This is a genomic window from Paeniglutamicibacter psychrophenolicus, from assembly GCF_017876575.1.
In the GTDB taxonomy this organism is placed as follows: domain Bacteria; phylum Actinomycetota; class Actinomycetes; order Actinomycetales; family Micrococcaceae; genus Paeniglutamicibacter; species Paeniglutamicibacter psychrophenolicus.
Genome location: NZ_JAGIOE010000001.1, coordinates 336,362 through 354,853, shown reverse-complemented (window position 1 = coordinate 354,853; position 18,492 = coordinate 336,362). Strand labels below are relative to the sequence as shown.

At 70.3% G+C, this 18,492-nt stretch carries 8 protein-coding genes; 5 read left to right on the top strand and 3 right to left on the bottom strand.

The annotated features are described in order from the left end of the window. Positions 1 to 2: 2 nt before the first annotated feature. Complete coding sequence (locus tag JOF46_RS01425; RefSeq protein ID WP_209905691.1) at positions 3 to 422, top strand: DUF3151 domain-containing protein; 420 nt, start codon at positions 3 to 5, stop codon at positions 420 to 422. Between the two features lie 102 nt (positions 423 to 524). Then, positions 525 to 2,495, top strand: a complete 1,971-nt coding sequence (locus JOF46_RS01420; RefSeq protein WP_209905690.1) for a serine/threonine-protein kinase — start codon at positions 525 to 527, stop codon at positions 2,493 to 2,495. Positions 2,496 to 2,514: 19 nt separating this feature from the next. Here JOF46_RS01420 and JOF46_RS01415 read toward each other — a convergent pair whose 3' ends face one another. Genes JOF46_RS01415 through JOF46_RS01405 form a run of 3 tightly spaced genes read right to left on the bottom strand, consistent with a single transcriptional unit; the run spans position 2,515 to position 11,215 of the window. Beyond that, positions 2,515 to 6,822, bottom strand: a complete 4,308-nt coding sequence (locus JOF46_RS01415; RefSeq protein WP_209905689.1) for a type VII secretion EssC family protein — start codon at positions 6,820 to 6,822, stop codon at positions 2,515 to 2,517. Positions 6,823 to 6,854: 32 nt separating this feature from the next. Beyond that, positions 6,855 to 8,189: a type 1 periplasmic-binding domain-containing protein gene (locus JOF46_RS01410; protein ID WP_209905688.1), complete on the bottom strand. Its 1,335-nt coding sequence runs from the start codon at positions 8,187 to 8,189 to the stop codon at positions 6,855 to 6,857. Continuing rightward, positions 8,186 to 11,215: a hypothetical protein gene (locus tag JOF46_RS01405; RefSeq protein WP_245347963.1), complete on the bottom strand. Its 3,030-nt coding sequence runs from the start codon at positions 11,213 to 11,215 to the stop codon at positions 8,186 to 8,188. Before JOF46_RS01405 ends, JOF46_RS01410 begins: the two co-directional genes overlap by 4 nt. 261 nt (positions 11,216 to 11,476) lie before the next feature. Here JOF46_RS01405 and JOF46_RS01400 point away from each other — a divergent pair, with 261 nt between their 5' ends. The 3 genes from JOF46_RS01400 to JOF46_RS01390 all read left to right on the top strand — a co-directional run bounded on the left by JOF46_RS01400 (position 11,477) and on the right by JOF46_RS01390 (position 18,280). Next, positions 11,477 to 11,758: a pyrophosphorylase gene (locus JOF46_RS01400; protein ID WP_209905687.1), complete on the top strand. Its 282-nt coding sequence runs from the start codon at positions 11,477 to 11,479 to the stop codon at positions 11,756 to 11,758. 157 nt (positions 11,759 to 11,915) lie between these two features. Then, positions 11,916 to 17,354 (top strand): DUF6531 domain-containing protein, encoded by a 5,439-nt coding sequence (locus tag JOF46_RS01395; protein ID WP_209905686.1) that lies wholly within the window; start codon positions 11,916 to 11,918, stop codon positions 17,352 to 17,354. Positions 17,355 to 17,509: 155 nt separating this feature from the next. After that, positions 17,510 to 18,280: a hypothetical protein gene (locus JOF46_RS01390; RefSeq protein WP_209905685.1), complete on the top strand. Its 771-nt coding sequence runs from the start codon at positions 17,510 to 17,512 to the stop codon at positions 18,278 to 18,280. The last annotated feature ends 212 nt before the right edge of the window (positions 18,281 to 18,492 follow it).

Sequence of the window (18,492 nt, the reverse complement as noted above, 5' to 3'; positions counted from 1 at the left end):
CCATGGCCGATCTTGGAGCAAACCTGCTGGGCATCCCCGCAACGCTGTTGCCGGAGGAAACCGAGGTCAACGCGCGGCTGGCGGCCGGAGACGAGGCCGTGGACATCGCCGCGGCCTTCCCGGCCTCCTCGACCGGCTGGGCGCTGCTGGCCAACGAGGCGCACGCCGAGGGCCACATCGTCGAGTCCTACGCCTATGCCCGCGTGGGCTACCACCGCGGACTGGATGCCTTGCGCAAGGCCGGCTGGCGCGGCCAGGGCCCGGTGCCGTGGGCGCACGAGTCCAATCGCGGATTCCTGCGTTCGCTCTACGCGCTGCAGCGTGCCGCCGCGGCCATCGGCGAGGCCGAGGAAGTCGACCGCATCGGCCGCTTCCTCAACGACTCCGACCCGCTGGCCGTAGCCGCGCTCGAAGCCGAGTAGTCCCGCCGGCCCCCCTGCGGGGCCCGGGCAGCAATTGTTCGTGCCGACCTTTGTGGTCCGGCACGAACAATTGCTGCTTAACCAAGGAGCAAGCAACCCAACATGGCAAACGTGCAGCCCGGTGACGCGCTCGGCGCCTCCTACCGCTTCGTCGAGCCCCTCGGTTCCGGCGCAGTGGGCGAGGTGTGGCGGGTCAGCGCGCCCTCGGGCGGGACCGATCTTGCGGCCAAGGTGCTGCGCCCGGAACACGCGCACGACCCGGCCCTGGTGGAACGCTTCGTGAAGGAACGCTCGGTGCTGCTGGGGCTGCGGCACCCGAACATCGTCAAGGTCCGGGACCTGGTCGTCGAGGGCGAGCGGCTGGCCATCCTCATGGACCTGGTGCCCGGCGGCTCGCTGCGCGACCTGCTGGCCGAACACCGCACGCTGCCCGCAGCGGACGCCCTGGTGCTCTGCGCCGAGGTGCTCGACGCGCTCGCGTACGCGCACACCCGAAACACCGCGCACCGGGACATCAAGCCCGACAACGTGCTGCTGGCCCAACCCTGGACCCCGGGGCTCGCCAACGCGGTGCGCGTCTCGGACTTCGGCATCGCCGCGGTCATGCACGAGCGGGCCAGGCACACCACCGGCCTGGTCGGCACCCCCGCCTACATGCCGCCCGAACTGCTCAGCTCCGGCGAGGTCGGGCCCGCCGCAGACCTCTACGCCACCGGGATCATGCTCTACGAGCTGCTGGCCGGACGGACCCCGTTCGCCGGCACCGGAACCGACTTCACCCTCGCCTACCGCCACGTGACCACCATGCCGCCGCGGCTTTTGGTGCCCGACGAATTGTGGGAGGCGCTCGAGGCGCTGCTCGGCAAGGACCCGCGCCGGCGGCCCGGCGCGCCCGAGGCCGCCGCGTTGCTGCGCCGGCTGGCCGCCGGCCTTCCCGACCTGCCGCCGTTGCCGGTGGCCGGGGAACCCGGGGAATTCGAGCCCCTGGCGCGCCCGGCGACGGTGTTGCGCGGGGCGGGTTTGCAGCCGGAGCCCGCCTCCGCACCGGGCACTTCCCTGCCCGCCTCCGCGCTTCCCGAGCTGGGACCGGCGGCCGGGCACACCGTGGTCCGCTCCATCTCCCGGCCCGGGACACTGCCCGGCGCCGGTGCGGCACCCGCCTCCCCACGCACAGCACTCCGGCGCCCGGCGTGGCTGGGCCGCAAGGCCGTCATGTGGATCGCCGCCGGGCTCGTGGCGGCCGTCGCGATCACCGTCGGCGCCCTGGCGCTGGCCACCCCGAAGGCCCCGGCCGCGGCCCCGGTGGCCGATTCCATCGCGAGCCAGCAGGACGCCCCGCTGCCCTCCGGGCTGTCGATCGGCCGCAGCGCCCGTTATGACGCCCGCGCCCGCGAGGTCTCGCTGGAGATCACCTACACGGCGCAGAAGGCGCCGCTGTCCGGGCCCTTCCTCGAGGTGCTCCCGGGTGCCTCCGCCGCGGCCCCATGCCCGCCGGCGCGCTGGGAAAAGTCCGGGGCAACCCGCAACCAACCGAGCCTGACGGGCATCGACGCACCCTGCGGCTGGAGCCTTGCCGGGGTCGGCGTCCCGGCCAAGGGCAGCATCCAGCTGCGCGCCACGATCCCCGTGGAACTATCCGGCGAGAACGCCCTGGAACAATGGCTCAAGGACGCCGCCGCGGCCACCACCGCGGCGGTCTCGGATCCCGCGGCTGCCGGACCCGCATACCCTGTGCAGCGCCTGCGCGACATCCTGGTCACCACCCCGGCGCGCACCGTGAGCCAGACGGCCCTGCCGGTCACCCTGGTGCCGGTGTGGCCCGGCGGCGAGGACCTGCTGAACCCGCTGTACACCTCCCCGTCCACGGGCAAGGCCTCGGCGATGCTCGCCGCTGTCGCCGGGGGAGAGGACGGGGTGCGCTTCTCCGACGGCTGCTCCGGCTCCCTGGCGGTCTCCGCCGACGGGCTGGTGGTCACCGCGCTGACGGTCTCCCCGAGCTGCATCCTGCGGGCCGGGGTCGGAAACTTCACCGACCTGGCCAGCGAACCCTTTTCCATCACCACCCGCGACTGACCCGCCGCCCCGGCACGTTTCAGTCGCCGCTTGCGGCGCCCGGACCCATGGCCTGGATGAAGGCCGGGGCCCCGCCGACGCAGAGGTAGCCGCGCCCCGGGGTCACCGCCACCGGGGCCCGGCGCGGCAGGGCCACCCCGAGCAGCTCGCCGTCGTAGTCGACGTCCGGGACCAGCAGCACCCCGCAGCGGGACTTGCGCAGCGTCTTGGTCCAGTGCGCATACAGCCCCCGCAGGTCCGCCGAGCGGCCCGCGGCGATCACGCAGACCCGCGCCGAGGAGGCCAGCAGGTTCGCCAGCGCCTGGTCGGAGTCCTCGAAGCGTTCCGCGTCGTCGATGAGCAGCACCACGGGCCCGCGCTCGAGCCGGATCGAGGCCAGCAGCGCCGGCAGGTCCTCCGGACCCACCGCCACGCGGTCCAGGTCCGCGGTGGCCAGCGGGGAGCGCCTGTCGCAGGCGCCCCAGAGCGCCACGGGCTGCCCGTCGGCCGTGGCCGCGGCGCGGATCGATTCGGCCAGGCCCAGCAGCAGCGTGGACTTGCCCGAGCGTGCGGGCCCGGAGATGAGCACGTGCTCGCCGTCGTAGACCTCCAGCACGCCCGGGGCCAGGTCCTCCTCGCGCAACCCGACCGGGAAGCGCCACGGCTCGCCGGCCAGCGAGGCCGGTACACCGAGCTGGCCGACCGTGAGCTGTTCGGGCAGCCGGCCGATGGCAGCGGGCTTCGGCTCCGCATCCGCCCAGCGCGCCGCCACCTGCGCCACGGCGGCGGCCAGGGAGATGGCGGGGGTTGCGACATGCAACTGGCGCAGCGAGCCGGCATCGACGCAGCGGCCGGGGACCGCGGCCGGGATGTTGGACCCGCGCACGCCCAGGGCCGAGTAGTCGTAGGGGTCCGCCAGCCGGTAGAGCCACTTCTGGACGGTGACCTCGTCGATGGCCGAGGGCACCGCCTTGGCCCGGGTCGTGGACACGGCGAAGTGCAGGCCCAGGGCCGGGCCGTCGGCGTAGGCGCGGTTCAGCGCGTCGAGCAGGCCCTGCCCGTCGTAGTCGGCGAATTCGTCGCGCAGCGTTGCCAGCCCGTCGATCAGCACCAGGGTCTCCCGGCGCAGGGCCGGATCGGCGCGGCGGCGGAGAAGCTCGGTGCGCAGGTGGCGCAGGAAGCGGGCCTGCTGTTCCCGGGAGCCGGGGCCGGTGCCCACGTACGCGGAGGTGTGCGGCAGGGCGGCCAGCGGGGCCAGGGCGCGGGACCCGGTGTCCAGCACCAACAGGTCAAGGTCCTTCGGGTCCGTGGCGGCCGCTGCGGCCAGGGCCAGGGAGGCCAGCGTGGTGCTGGTGCCCGATCCGGCGATGCCCAGCAGCAGCAGGTTGCCGAGTCCCAGGTCCCAGCCGGCCGGAGACTGGCGTTGGGCCTCAGGCTCGTCCTTCAGGGCGACCTCGATGCAGCGCCCGCGCACCGCTCCGACCACCGGAACCCCGGGGGCCCGGTGCCCCGGCGCGGTATCGGCGCCCTCGTCCGCGGGGCCGAAGCCGGCCAGGGCGACGCGTTCTCCCAGCGCCACGGGCCACACGGGCCGCGGCACCCCGAAGCCCGCCGCCGCGTGGGCTTCGTTGATGGCCTCGATGAGCTCGTCCAGGTCGCTGGCCCCGGATTCGGTGCCCGGTGCCGGGGCCCGCACGGGTGCCCGATGCCCGAAGTGCCCGATGTCGTTGAGCACCAGCTCGGTGGAATCGGCCCGGGAGGCGCGCCCGGTGACCAGCGCGGTCTGCACACCGGTGATCTCGTCCTGCCCCAGCTTGATGTAGGCCCGACCCGTCTGCGCGCGGGTGATGCCCGCGGCCGCCGGCACGCCGATGACGTTGGAGGAATCGTCGCGGCTTTGCACGCGCAGGGCGACCCGCAGGTTGGTGTTGGCCAGGATGTCGTCGTTGACCACCCCGGCGGGGCGCTGGGTCGCCAGGATCATGTGCACGCCCAGGGTTCGCCCGACCGCGGCGACCGAGACCAGCGAGGAGAGCACCTCGGGGAAGTCCTTGGCAAGCATCGCGAACTCGTCGACCACCAGCAGCAGCCGCGGCATGGGCTCTTCCGGGTTGGTTGCCAGGTAGGCGTCGAGGTTGTCGATGTCCTCCCCGGCCGCGGCGAAGATGCGCTGGCGCCGGGCCATCTCCGCCTCGAGGGAGCGCAGGGCCCGGTCGGCCAGCTGCTCGTCGAGGTTGGAGATGGTGCCGATGGTGTGCGGCAGCCCCTCGCAGGCGGCAAACGCGGCGCCGCCCTTGAAGTCGATGAGGATGAAGTTCAGCCGGGTGGCGTCGTTGCGGGCCGCGAGCCCGGCCACCAGCGAGCGCAGGAATTCGCTCTTGCCCGATCCGGTGGTGCCGCCGACCAGCCCGTGCGGCCCGTCCTTGACCAAATCCAAGGACATCGTCCCGGACTCTGAGGTGCCGATCGGGGCGGAGAACCCCTTGGCCCTGGCCCACGCCGCACGGATCGACGCCGCGTCGGGCGCCGGCATGCCGGGCAGCTCGGGCAGGCGCACCAGGGAGGGCAGTGCCGCCCCGGGCACCACCAGCTCGGGGTCCTCGAAGCGGGCCAGGTCCATGGCGCAGCGCTCTGCCGCTTCGATGCCGAGACCGGCGAGCACCACGTCGGGAACGAAAGTGAGCTCGCCGAGGTCGTGCACCGAGGCGGCGGCATCGGCGCCGACGGTGATGACGGTGGTGCAGGAGGCGGGCAGCTGCTGCTCGGAAGCGGCGATCACGATGCCGCCCACCCGCGGCCCCTGCGCCGGGCCGCGGGTGCCCAGGCCCGGGATGAGGCGTCCGTGGCCCAAAAGCTCGCGCGCCGGGGCGTCGCGGCCCTCGGTGAGCACCTCGGAATCGAGCACCAGCAACGTGGTTCCGCCCGGGGATTCGTCGAGGCCCTCGCGCAGGGCCCGCAGCAGGGCGGCGCTGCGCTTGCGGTCATCGGACAGCCAGCGTTCGGAGGTGCCCGGCCGGCGGGTGTGCGGCAGCCAGGAGGCCCACGCCCAGTCCTCGTGGCGCCCGCGGTCGCAGAACACCGCGACGGACAGGTCCGCCGGCCCGGCGTGCACCGCGGCCTGGGTGAGCAGCGAGCGGGCGAGCGCCAGGGCGCCGGCGCGATCCCCGACGATGCCCACGACCCCGGCGTCGGTGAGGTCCACCAGCACCGGTGCGGCGGGGATCCGGCTGGCGTCCAGGGCCTCGCGGACCAGCTTGTCGGGCACCGGGGCGGAGCGCTCATCGAGCTTCGGGGCCCAGGGCACGTCCCCGGTCCCGGCGTTCAGCGCCAGGAACCCCGGGGAACCGTTTCTGCGCTGCCACAGCGCGGTGGTGGGCAGCGCGGCGATGCGCAGCACCGTTGCAGGATCGGGGATCCGTGCGTGGCGGCGGGTTCCCTGGGCGGCCGCAGCGTCGGCGACCTCGGCGGCGAAGTCGGCCAGGGCCGCGGTGAACCGCTCGTCCTCTTCCTTGAGGTTCCTTTTCCGGCGGTGCTTCTGCTCGAAGAACATGCCCACGGCCATGACCGGGCTCAGCGCGGCGAACATCGCGAAGCGGGCGTCCCCGAGCATCAGGACCATGGCCCCGGCCAGCAGCAGCGGGGCCAGCACCGTGATGTAGCTGAACTTGGAGGCCGGCGGGACGTCCTTGCGCACCGGCGCGGACAGCGGATCGGGTTCCGGCGGGTTTCCGGGGCGCGGGGGCCGGTTGAAGGGCGCGGTGGCAGCGGGGGTGAGGTTGTGCAGCGACCCGGGTTCCGGGGCGAGGCTTTCGACGAGCCCCGGACGCAGCAGCACCGTCGTGCCACCCATGAGCAGGGTGGCCGGCGCGGTGAGCAGTACTCCGTCCTGGTCCACCGGTTCCCCGGCGAGCAGCGTGCCGTTGGTCGAGCCGGCGTCCCTCACCCGCACGCCCTCGCCCTCGAGCTGCACGCTGGCGTGGTTCCAGGAGGCGCTTTCGGTTTCCAGCACCAGATCCGCCTGCGGGGAGCGGCCGATGACCAGCGGACGGTGGGCCGGCAGCGGGACGATGGTCCCGGCTTCCAGGCCGCCGGAGACCGTGGCGCTCCAGCGGCGCAGCGGCTCCGGGCGCGGGACCGGGGCCAGTGAGATGGTGCTGCCCTCCAGCAGCAGCAACTCGGCAAGCGGGGTGTCGGCGGGCACCGCGGCGGCGTCCACGTAGAGCGTGGAGCCGAGGGCCGGGGCGGCGGCGCCGGCGGAAACCAGCAGCTGCGCGAGCGTCGTGGCGGGAGCGAAGCTGCCCAACTCCCGGTCAAGCCGCTGGCCATCGGTCCGGATCAGCACGCGCACCGCGCGCTCCTTTCGTTGGGGGAACCTGTGGGTCAGTCTATGGCGGGGCGCGCGAACCAGGAGACCGGCGCACCGCCGGAGGAACCCTGCGGGCGCAGGCCCAGGTCCTGGCCCGAGAGGTGCAGCACCACCGCTTCCCCGTCCAGGGCGTCGGGACGGGTGAAGTCCAGTGCGCCTCCGGCGACCCCGTCCGCGGGGCCCAGCACGAGGGTTCCGAGGTTTTGGGCGACCTTGGCCGGATCGTTGCTGCCGGCGGCGGAGACCGCACGGACCAGGGCCACCACGGCGTCGTGGCTGCGCGAGTCCGCGGCATGCGCCACCTCGGCGAAGGGCACATCCCCGGTCAGGTTCTTGGCCCCGGGCTCCTGGGCCAGGACCCGCAGGCCGGCGAGGAAGCCGGACATGGCCCGGCCGGAGTCATCCGGGCGCAGGGCCGCGGCGTCTGTGGCGCCCGCGCCGACGGTGGACAGCCGCCCGGAGGCGGTGCCGCCGGCCTCGGCGAGCCCGGCGGCGAATGCGGGGCTGGTGGCCCCGGGCGCCAGCACGAGGGGGACGGCGACGTTGGCCGATTGCAGGGCGTGGACGACGGTTGCCTGCTGGGCCTGGCTGCCCGTGAGCAGGATGGCATCGGCGGGTTTGGTCACCGGGGCCCGGCCCGGGGAGCCGTCGGCCTTTTCGGGTTCCGCGCCCCCGGTGCGGCGGGCGACATCGGCGGCCAGCGCTTCCGGATCGGCGCCCGGCTTGAAGGAAATGCTCGCGGAGACGTCCACGAAATCCGGGGCCCCGCCGCCGGCGTCGATGAGCAGCGGGCGCTTCGCGCCGGCCAGGGCCGCGGACAGTGCCTTGGACAGCTGCGCCGCGGTGGGTCCCGTGCGCCAGGCGGGCCCGGCGGATTCGATCTTGCCCGCGTCGTAGGGCAGCAGCACCGGGATCCCGGCGTCGGCGGCCGCGGCAAGCGCGTCGCGCACCTGCGGACCGTCTGTGGCCACCACGATCCCGGCAACGTTCTCGGAAACCAGCTTCGCAACGGCCTTGCGTGCGCCCTCGGCGGTGCCCCGGTCATCGGCGGTGGACAGGGTGACGGGCGTGCCCGAAAGGGAGAAGCGGTGCGCGGCGACCGCCGCGCCCTGGGCCGCGTCCTTCCACGCCGCGCCGGTCCCGGAGCCGAGCGTCAGCACGACGCCGAGCGTGGTGCCGGCCGGGACGTTGGCGGCGGCCAACGCCACCGGGACCCCCGCCTCCACCGGATCGCCCTTGGCCGCGTCGGCCGGCCGGAACAGGAAAACCGCAAGTGCGATGACGGTGGCCACTGCCACCACCACGACGGCTGCCGAAATGAGGTTGCGTCGCGTTGCCAGCCGGCTCACTTGGCGCTTCCCAGGCGGAAGGAATACAGCGTCTGCGTCGCGGCGCCCGCGGGCACCTCGAGGTGGAAGGTCGGCAGCGCCGACACCGCCTCGAGCGAGGCCTTGAACTGCGCCTGGCGCCGCAGGATCCCGGCAACGTCCTCGGCCCGCACGTTGGCGTAGCCCTGGGCGTTCTTGGTGGCCAGGGCCAGCTGGTAGTCGGCCGTGTCAGCCTTCGCGGCGCTGGTGGCCATGGAGCCGAGCAGGCCGGACCCGTTGACCTTGCGGTCGCCCAGATCGAGCATGACCTTGGAAAGGCCGGAGGCCAGGAGCTTCGAGGCGCCCTCGACGTCCCGCGTCGAGGCCCCGGTGCTCCGGGCGATGCCCTCAAGCGAAGCGGCGGTCTGCTTGCTGACCGCCTCGGAGAGGCCGGCGTCCTGCTTGGTGAGTTCGGCGTGCTGGCCGTCGACCGTGCGTTTGGCGCTGACCTCAACGTCGGCGGCGGTGGCGGACAGGCCGGCAACCGAGCGGTCGAAGGCCTTCACGACTGCGTCGTTGCCCTCGGCGCCCTGGGCGGAGACCACGCGGATCTGGCTGTCGATCAGCGCGGTGACCTCCTTGGTCATCGCGGTCTGGGTGTCCGCGAAGGCCTTCTTGATGCTTCCTTCGAGGGCGTCCTGCTGCGTCTGCAGGGTTTGAAGGGCGCCGCCCATCAAATCGCGGCTCACCTTGGCCTCCTCGATGCGCGTGTGCAGATCGGCAATGGAGCCCTTGAGGCTGTCGCCCTCGTTGACGTTGGCTTCCAGGGAGTCGACGCTCTCACCGATCGCATCGAGGCCGGCCTTGGCGGCCTCGATATCTGCCTTGATGAGTTCACCAGAGACCGGGTCCGTGGTCGCCGAGGTTACGTCTTTCCATGCAGCTCTCTGCTTCTTGGCGCGCTCGTCCCAGATGCCGGCCTGTTCTTCCACCCAGCTCGTCCACGCCGTGGCCTGGTCCCGGGCCTGCTCGGCCCGCTCGCCGGCCTGGACCGTAAGGTCCTTGGCATGGTCGGTCAGATCCTGCTCCTGGGTGGACAGCTGCTGGTCCATCGGTTCTTGCTCGGGCACCGTCAACGGACCGTCCTCGTTGCCGGGGCAGGGGACATCGGTCAGGTACGCGCGAAGGTCCTTGAGCTTCTTGCTTCCTGTCTTGAGGGTCGGTTCAGCTTCCTCGGTCTTGATCAGCTTGCACAGCTTGTCTGCGAGTTCGTCGTTTTGGACCTTCATCTGGGTGTTTCGGTCGACCATGACACCGACAGGGTTCTCGTTTTTGATCGGCTCATAGATCCAAGGGTTTTGCGTGTCGTTCTTCCAGCCGTCCACCAGGGCGCCGGCGCCCAGCGCGGTCTTGCGGATGCCACCGATCCGGGTCTGCTCAGTGTTGACCAGGGCCTCGACTGCTTTGCCCACGGCGTCAAGTGGCGCGTAGGCGTCCTCGAGGGTTGCCTTCAGGGCCGCGATGGAGTCCTTGGCCGCTTGAGCCTTGTTGGATTCGCCCTTGGCAGAGGCCTCGTCCAGCGCCTGGACCTGGGTGGACAGCGCCTCGATGGAATCCGAGAGGTTCCGGTGCTGGGCCCGTGCGCCGGTGATGACCTCCGGCTTCAGGGTGGCGACCAATTCGTCGCCCTGGCCGACCAGCTTCAACAGGGCGCCGGTCACGGTGATCGACGAAGCGTGGAACGCGCAGGTCAGGGATGCCTCGGTGCAGTTCTCCGCATTCGGCTGGGCAGGGCCCACGGTCTTCTGCAGTGCGGTGGCCACCTCGTCGCGGCAACCCGCAGTCGATTGAGCGTAGCCGTCGAGCTGGGCGGACATCAGCACGAGGCTGGAGTAAACGGTCGCGGCCTCGCCGGGCGGAGCGACAATCGCCGAACAGCCCTGGCCGTTGATCACGGGTCGCGGCACGGCAACCGAGGTGTCGCCCAGCATGGCGTCGACGGTGTTGACGGTCTGCGAAAGCTGCGCCAGGGTCGTGGTCTCGGCACCGGTGACGGTGGAATCCAGGTCGGTCTTCAGCGAACCGAGCTGCTCCTTGAGACCGCTGAGGGTCCCGGCCAGGGAGTCGCTACTGTCCTTCAAGTGCGCCGCGGTGCTCACGCCCAGGGTCTTCGAGGTGCTCTCCAGGTTGCTGCGCACGTCGGTGATGGTGGAGCCCGCGCGACTGAGCACGTCGTTGACCTCGGCGATGAGGTCGATGGTGCGCCGCTGCAGGGCGAGCTCGGAGGTGGGGCTGGTGTCGAACGCGGAGGCCAGCACACCGTCGACGGAGAGATCGGTGGACATGCCCGGCTGCACGGCCACATCGATGCCCGGGACGGCGAAATCGGTGACGTCGGCGACAAGGCGCAGCGTGGTGCTGGCGCCCGTGGCCGGAGGGGCCAGGAGCGTTGCCCACTGGATGACTGCTTCGCCCTCGGGCGAGGCGCTGATGATGCCGTTGGTCCCGGCGGAGCCGGAGCCGGATTCGCCCACGATGTTGCCGGGGGAGACCCCGGCGAGCACCGTGGAGGCGGCGATGGTCATCGGGGCGCCCACGAGCGCCGGTTCGGTGCGGGAATGGCCCGCGACGTCGAAGGTCACGTCCCGCGGGGCCACCGTCAGGTTTTCCACGGTCAACCCGATCTCGATTCGGCCGGTGTAGCCTGCCAGCTCCTCGAGATTGGTGCCGGTCTTCTCCGCGGTGCGGTACTGCGCGCTCACCCGGACGGGCAGGTCGTTGGCGACCTCGCCCGGAACATAGGAGGTGTCCGCGCTGGAGGAATCACCCGTGGTGTCATCCACCGAGATGGCGGTCCCGTTGACCGCCGAGATCGAACCGTTGGAGGCAAGGTCCACGTTTACCGACTGCAGCACGCGCGAGGGCGTGCCGACCACGTTCGGCGCGTTGGTGCACGATGCGGTGAACGCCAAGGCGGCCACTGCCAGGAGCGCGCCGGCCGCACGGACGGGCCCCGGGCTGGATATTCGTCGTGCTGCGTGTTTCTTGGCTGGGCGTGTGCTGGCCACTTGCTCCCCTTCATGATTCAAATTCCTCTTGAATAATAGGTGGTGCATCGTCCGAATCGATAAACCCGCGCCGCAGCCAAACCCTGTCGCTGACAAGTGAATACGGCGCGTTTCGCCAAAATGCGCCCGCTTCGCGCGGATGTAGGAAATATGTGCCGCGCGTTACTTGGCCGAGCCTTGTCATCTTGTTAGTGTTATTTCGTTCGAGTCTCCGAATTGCGCATCGGCGCGGGGGCATCACCAAGATTCTTGGAGGATTTCATGTCGCGTGTCCTATCAACGGAGCAGGCCAAGACGGCCATTCAGCAGATCCAGGCGATCATCAACGGCGGTTTCACCGACCAGATCAGCCAGCTGGATGCCCAGGGACGGGTCTTGTCGGACCCGAACGTGTGGGACGGCCCCCTGGCTTCCCAGTTCCGCGGTTCAACGTGGCCCGAGACGAAGGCCGCGCTGGACAAGGCCCGCACCGAACTTGAGCAGCTTCGAGGCCAACTGAACCAGATCTCGACGAACATCTTCACCGCGGGCGGCGGAAGCTAGCCAGCCCCTGGAACGCCCCCGTTGCCGCCAAAAGGTGGCGCCGCCCCTGGCGGCGGGGGCGTTTTCCGTCCTTATTAGGTAAGCCGAGGCCGCTGAGGTTCCTCGGGTCGTTGTTCGGGGACCTGCGGGTTCCGCGGGTTGATGAGGGAGTTTTTGCGTGGCCGATCTGGGGGTCTTTGACCATGACGTTGTGTTCGACAACGGGACGGCAGACGCCCTGATCGCTGCGTTCAACCTCGCGGCGTTGAGCATCGAGGAGCAGTCCGGCTCCCGCTCGTCCCTGGTGGCGACGGCCGGAACCGAGTTCAAGGGACACTTCTCGCAGCTCTTCGCCGACAACGCACGCGTCGCGTCCGCGGACGCGACCGAGCTCGCGGCACGCCTGCGCGAGGCAGCCGCCGGCGCCAAGTCGCTGAAGGAAGAAGCCAGCAAGGAAAACGAACGCCGCCGCCTGGCCCGCGAATGGAAGCAGCGAACCGACGAACGCCGGGACAACTTCCTGGCCAGGGGATGGGACTGGGTGTTCGGCGAGGAAGATCCGCCCGTCGGGCCCCCGGCCCGGGAAGTGAGCATCGAGGCCTCGGCCCCGGTGGCCGGGGTCCGGCAGACACCGGCCCCGGGCGGTGGTTCCAACACCGGTGTATCGGCGGCCCGCCCCAGCGACCTGCGGTCATTCGCCACCGGTTCAGCGAACCTGGACACCGAACTTGCAGGCCGGCCCGCGGCATTGCGCGGACACCTCGCAGACTTCGCATCCCGCTGCAGCTTCGGCTCCCTGCACGCCAACGGGGTCGTCAACGGCTTCGACAAGTGGCTCGAGGCCAACGGCCAGGACGTGGCCTGGGCACTGACCATCGCCAACGCGTTCGCCGCGGCCGGCGGCGAAGGAAACGTCTCGCGGCTTGCCGACTCGGCGCTTATGGCGGCGCTGGCGTCCCAAGGGGTCGGGGCGACCCGCCAGGACATCGCCATCGACGCGGCATTCGCCCTCGGCGCCCCTCCAACCACCGGCTATTCGATGGACCCGGTGAACACCTCCACCGGCAACTTCCTGGAAACCGAGGTCGACCTCGGATTCGCGGGGGCCGCAGCGGCGCTGGTGGCCACACGGACCTACAACTCCCTTGACGAACGGATCGGGGCCTTTGGCCTTGGCTGGGCCTCGGTGTTCGACACCCGCCTCGAGCTGGAGGACGAGGGCGCCTGGATGGTGCTGTCCGACGGACGCCACCTGTGGTTCCCCCGCCTCGGCGAGGGCTGGGACCGGGCCGAGGGGGAGAGCTCCTGGCTGGCCCGGGAAATCCCGAGCGACGAGGTACGCGCCAAATATGAATCGGAATCCGCCGAGGTGCTCGTGGTGCGCGACAACGCCGGCGCCCGCTGGGTGTTCACGACGGCCGGGACCTGGCTGTCCTCGGACACCGGCCCGGGCACCGCGGTGCTGGTTCGCCGGAACGCCGAGGGACGCATCGCCGAGCTGGCCCACGAACGAGGCCGCTGGGTGCGCACCGAATTCACGGGGGAGCGGATCACGGCGCTTGCGGCCTCCGACGGACGCCGCGTGGAGTTCGAATACGACAAGAACGGGCAGTTGCTCTCCGCCGCCGGGCCCGGCGGGGTGCGCAGCTACCGCTGGAACGACGCGGGCCTGATCGAGGCGGTCACCGACGCCGCGGGCGTCGAAGAAGCGGTCAACACCTACGACGAGCACGGACGGGTGAAGACCCAGGTTTCGGCCTTTGGCAGGGTCACCCGCTTCGCCTACCTGCCCGGCCGCCTCACCGTGGTCTCCGATGCGGACGGGACCCGTTCGAACGCGTGGATCGCCGATGCCAAGGGCCGCCTGGTCGGCGTCATCGACGCGGACGACAACCGGCAATCCATGAGCTACGACAGGTACGGCAACCTGGTCTCCGCCACCGAGCGCGACGGCTCCCTGACCGTGCACGCCTACGACCGGCGCGGCCGCAAGATCCGCACCCTCACCCCCAGCGGGGCCGACATCACCTACGGCTACGACGAGGCCGACCGCCCGGTGGCGGTGGTGGCCGAATCCGGCGCCACCGTGCACTACGAATACGCGGACGGCTCCTCGCGCAACCCCTCGATCATCATCGATCCCGAGGGCGGGCGCACGCAGCTGCACTGGCGCGAGGGCCTGTTGGAGAAGGTCACCGACCCGGTCGGGGTCACCCTGTCCTTCGGCCACGACGCGCACGGGGACCTGTCCACCATCACCAACGCGTTCGGGGACACCGCCACGCTGCACCGTGATGCCGCCGGCCGGGTCACCGGGGCGGTGTCCCCGGGTGGGGCCCGGACCACCTACCTGTATGACGCATGCGGGCGGCTGGTCTCCCGCCGGGACGCTGACGGGGCGCTGTGGAAGTTCGAGTACGCACCCGGGGGCGCCCTGGCGGTTGTCACCGACCCGCTCGGTGCCCGCACCGAGATGCATTACGGCCCCCACGGTCAGCTGGCCAAATCCGTCGACCCGCTGGGCCGCGCTGTCACGCGCAGCTTCGACGACTTCGGCCTGGTCACGGGCGTCGAGCTGCCCGACGGGGCCCGCTGGGGTTTTGACCACGACGCGCTCTCGCGCCTGACGCAGGTCACCGACCCGTCGGGACACGCCTGGTCCCGCGAGTACAACAAGAACGGCGAGCTCACCGCCGTGGTGGACCCGACCGGCGTGCGTCGGCAGATGTCGGCGGATGCGGCCTCCGGAACCGTGACCGTCCAGGACGCCTTCGAGCGCAGCAGCGTGCGCTGCGACGAGTTCGGCCGGCCCGTGGCCACCGAGCGGCCCGACGGCAGCACCGAGCTGGTCACCTACGACGCGTGCGGCCGCCCGGTTGAACTGGTGGACGCCGAGGGCGGGCTGACCCTGCTGCGCCGCGACGCGGCCGGCCGGGTCATCGAGCACCGCTCCCCGGGCGGGGCCGTCACGGGCTTCGCGTACGACGCCGCGGGCCGCCCGGCCGCGAGCATCGACCCGACCGGTGCGCGCACCACCCTGGAATACGACGCCGACTCCCGCGTCGTCGCCCGCGTCTTCCCCGGCGGGGAAACCGAGCGCCTGGGATACGACGCCGTCGGCAGGGTCGCCTCGCGCTACACCCCGGGCCGCGGAACCTCGCGCTTCGAGTATGACCTTGCCGGCCGCATGGTCCGGGCCGTGGATTCATCCTTCGGGCGGCGCAAGTTCCGCTACGACGCGGCGGGACAATTGGTCGAGGCCGTCAACGGACTGGGCGGGGTGACCCGCTACGAGTACGATACGCGCGGCCGCCTGGTCACCGTCACCGATCCGCTGGGCGCCACCACGCGCCGAAGCTACAACGAATCCGACCAGGTCGTTGCCGAAACCGATCCGCTGGGCCGGAGCACGACCGCGGGATTCGACCCGGCCGGGCGCCAGCTGTGGCAGTGCGACCCGGAGGGTCGGCGCACCGAATGGCGCTACGACGCCGCCGGCCGCCAGGTCTGGCTTGGCGTCAACGGACAGGTGCTGATGCAGGTCAGCCGCGATGCACGCTCCAGGACCGTGCGGATCACCGACCGCACCCGGGAAGACGGGGCCGCGGTCGAGCAACTGCTGCGCTTCAACCGACGCGGGCAGCTCATCCAGCGGCTGCGCAACGGGGCCGGTCCGTCATGGGAATACGACGCGGACGGCAACCGCACCGCCATGGTCGACCCGCTGGGAACGCGCACCGAGTTCGGCCATGATGCCGCCGGGCGCGTGGTTGTCGTCGAGCATCCGGTCTTCGGCCGGATTGCCTACGAGCGGGACGCCGCCGGGCGGATGGTCGGCGCTGTCGCCAGCGACGCGGTCCAAAACTGGGATTACGTCGAGGGTGCGTTGGTGCGCCACACGACGACCACCGTCGACGGGGTGACCGAGACCCTCATTCGCCGCGACGCCGACGGACGCATTGCCGCAATCCTGGCCGGCGGCACCGAAACCCGGTTCTTCTATGACGCCGCGTGCCAGCTGGAGCGTTCGGTGCGCGGGGACGGCGTGGTCTCCGAGTGGCGCTACGACCTTTCCGGCCGGCTGGTCGCCGAATCCGTTCAAGGGCTCGGCGCGGAGCTCGCCTATGATGCTGCGGGCCAGTTGCGTTCCCGCACCGACGACGCCGGAGCCAGCACCTATGCCTACGACGGCTTGGGCCGCCGGACCGAGGCCGTGGCCCCCGATGGTTCGGTGCGGTCCTTCGAATGGTCCCCCGCGGGCTGGCTGGGTGCCGTGGCCACGGAGGATTCCGGCGGGGAAACGTCCCGCAGCGAATTGTGGGTTGATGCACTTGGCGAGCTGGCAGAGGTTGATGGTGCCGCGGTGTGGTGGGATTCGGCGGAGGTTGCCCCCCGCCTGATGTCCGTGGGTGACCAGTCCGTGGTGGCACTGCCCGGCGGCGTGACGGCCATCGGCGGCACGGTGCTCTCGGCCGGGTGGCGCAGTGCGCACCCGACGCAGGCGGGCAGTCCGTGGGGCACTGCAGCGGATGCCCTTCCGGGGATCCCCTCGGGGTTGGCCGTGGGCGCTTCCGGCGGATTGCAGGTGGCGGGGCTGGACTGGTTTGGCGCCCGCGCCTACGACCCGTTGACGCGTGGGTTCCTGTCGGTTGATCCGCTGGATCCGGTGGCGGGTTCGGGCTGGGCCGGAAACCCGTATTCGTTTGCCGGCAACGACCCGTTGCATGCGATCGATCCGCTCGGTTTGCAGGCCGTGACCGAGGCGGATCTGCAGGCGTACCGTGACGGCAACAATGGCGCCCTGGCTGCCGCCGGGGACTGGTGTGCCGACAACTGGGAGTATTTCGCTGGCGGCGCCATGGTGGTGGCCGGCGGGGTCCTCATGGCAACCGGCGTGGGTGGACCAGCGGGCATGATGCTCATCGGTGCCGGGGCCGACGTGATTATCCAAAAAGCCACGACGGGTGACGTCAACTGGGGCCAAACCGCTGTCATGGGGCTAGCCGGAGGATTGGGCGGTCTGGCCATGGCGGGGCGTCTCGGCGCTGCTGGCGTAACCGGGATCAAGGCCGCCGTAGGGGAAGGCATGGCCTCGGGCGCGGCTTCCGGTGGCACCGGAAACGCATACACCTATGCCACCGGACCGGGGCCGCATACGGCGACAGGGTTCCTGGGCGCCACCGGAATGGGTCTACTTAGTGGTGGAGCCATGGGCGGTGCAGGAGCAGGTGTCGGTCATAAGATAGCGGGACGACTCCTGGCGCCTCTGACGACGCGCCCCCAGGCCGACACCATTGTGATGGGTCGCTGGATGGAAGGGCGCGTAATACCGTATGCGGATGCCCATGATTATGGTTACTACAACGCCACGCCACAGCGCATTCATAATTTCTTTAAGGATCACACCAGTGAAGCGTTCACGGAGAAGGTTGATTTAGCGTTCAATAAGGTTTGGATCAATGGGCAGGTTAGGCAAGGAAAAACGATCATAGATATTGGGGAGTCGGGTCCCGCTCCGAGCGTGTACTACAACATGGAGCTTGAGTCCGTAAATAGCTACCCAAAGTATGTCCAAGACACCCAGCGGCCCGTCCATTTGGGCAGGCTCCTGGGATGAAAGAGCCAATTGTGAGTAGTCCAAGGTTTCGTGTCCGTCGGATATTCATCCCGGATATGCATCGTTCATCTGCGGCCGTGTATGAGGTGGAGGCCGTTCCGCGAGGTGCGTCCATTCCCGCGTTCCGTCTGCGGACGCGGTTTCCCGCAGATGTCATGAGCGTGAAGCGGGAACCCGGAAGCAAACTGGGGTCATCGAACCTGATTGATGCGCAGGATGCGGCAAGGATTGTCGAGGCAGCCGATCGCTCGGCCGGCAGGCGTTGGCCCTTGTGGGCCATTCGTGCCAAGAGCGAGGAACAGGGGCCTTGGCGCGGGTTGGATTCAGATGATGCCGACCCCCTATGGCCGGAATCGGACGATGCTGCGCGTGCCGATCTCATGCAGTGCCAATGGGTGGCCGAGTGGTTCAGCCGCCTTTTGGGTGACTCGAGGGTCTTGGATGTGTATTCGCTTCTTGGCCAGGGCCTTGCGGGTCCTGCCATGGGGCGGCTCATCGCGGTGTCGATCGACCGGAAGTTGTCGGTTCCGCGCAGGTATGCGGTCGCGCTGGACCGAATGGCGCGGCGGTTTGGGGTTGCGGAGGGTGAGGTCGCTTCCTTGTGGGCCCTGGTTCCTGATTCGGATGGCGTGAGCGCGTGGTCCGGGCTTCTTCCTGTCCCGCGGGTAAGGGCGCGCTGGGTGGGCGAGGGTTCCGAGCAGATGGTGGAAATCGAATTCACGCCAATTCGTGCGTCGGTTCCGGAATGGACGGTGCTGAAAAGGTGCCCTTCGGGTTGGGCCCCTGGACCGAACGAGGCCCACAAGCTGGTCGGCGAGTTGCTCGATCGGGACTTCGCGAGCACCATCATCAACGGCATCGCGGACGACCAGTTTGCCCCGATCCATCGGTGGCAGTCTCTATACCCCCAAGACGAACTGGGCTGATCAGACGTTTCTATCGGGTCTCGGCCGCCGTGGACTTCGGCGATTACGCCGCGGAATGGTGCATCCGGGACAACTAGCGCAACCGGCAAGCCCATTCAAAATCGCTTCGAACATCACCTGCGGCCGGACTGGTGGCGATGCCCGAGGCAACATGGTGTTCTACTTCTCTCCGGATACGAGGAAAGCAGACTCCTGGAGCGTCCTGACAACGC

What these genes read in the sequence shown, in the direction of transcription:
- JOF46_RS01425 (WP_209905691.1), top strand. Translation starts at nt 3, where the DNA reads ATGGCCGATCTTGGAGCAAACCTGCTGGGCATCCCCGCAACGCTGTTG.
- JOF46_RS01420 (WP_209905690.1), top strand. Translation starts at nt 525, where the DNA reads ATGGCAAACGTGCAGCCCGGTGACGCGCTCGGCGCCTCCTACCGCTTC.
- JOF46_RS01400 (WP_209905687.1), top strand. Translation starts at nt 11,477, where the DNA reads ATGTCGCGTGTCCTATCAACGGAGCAGGCCAAGACGGCCATTCAGCAG.
- JOF46_RS01390 (WP_209905685.1), top strand. Translation starts at nt 17,510, where the DNA reads ATGAGCGTGAAGCGGGAACCCGGAAGCAAACTGGGGTCATCGAACCTG.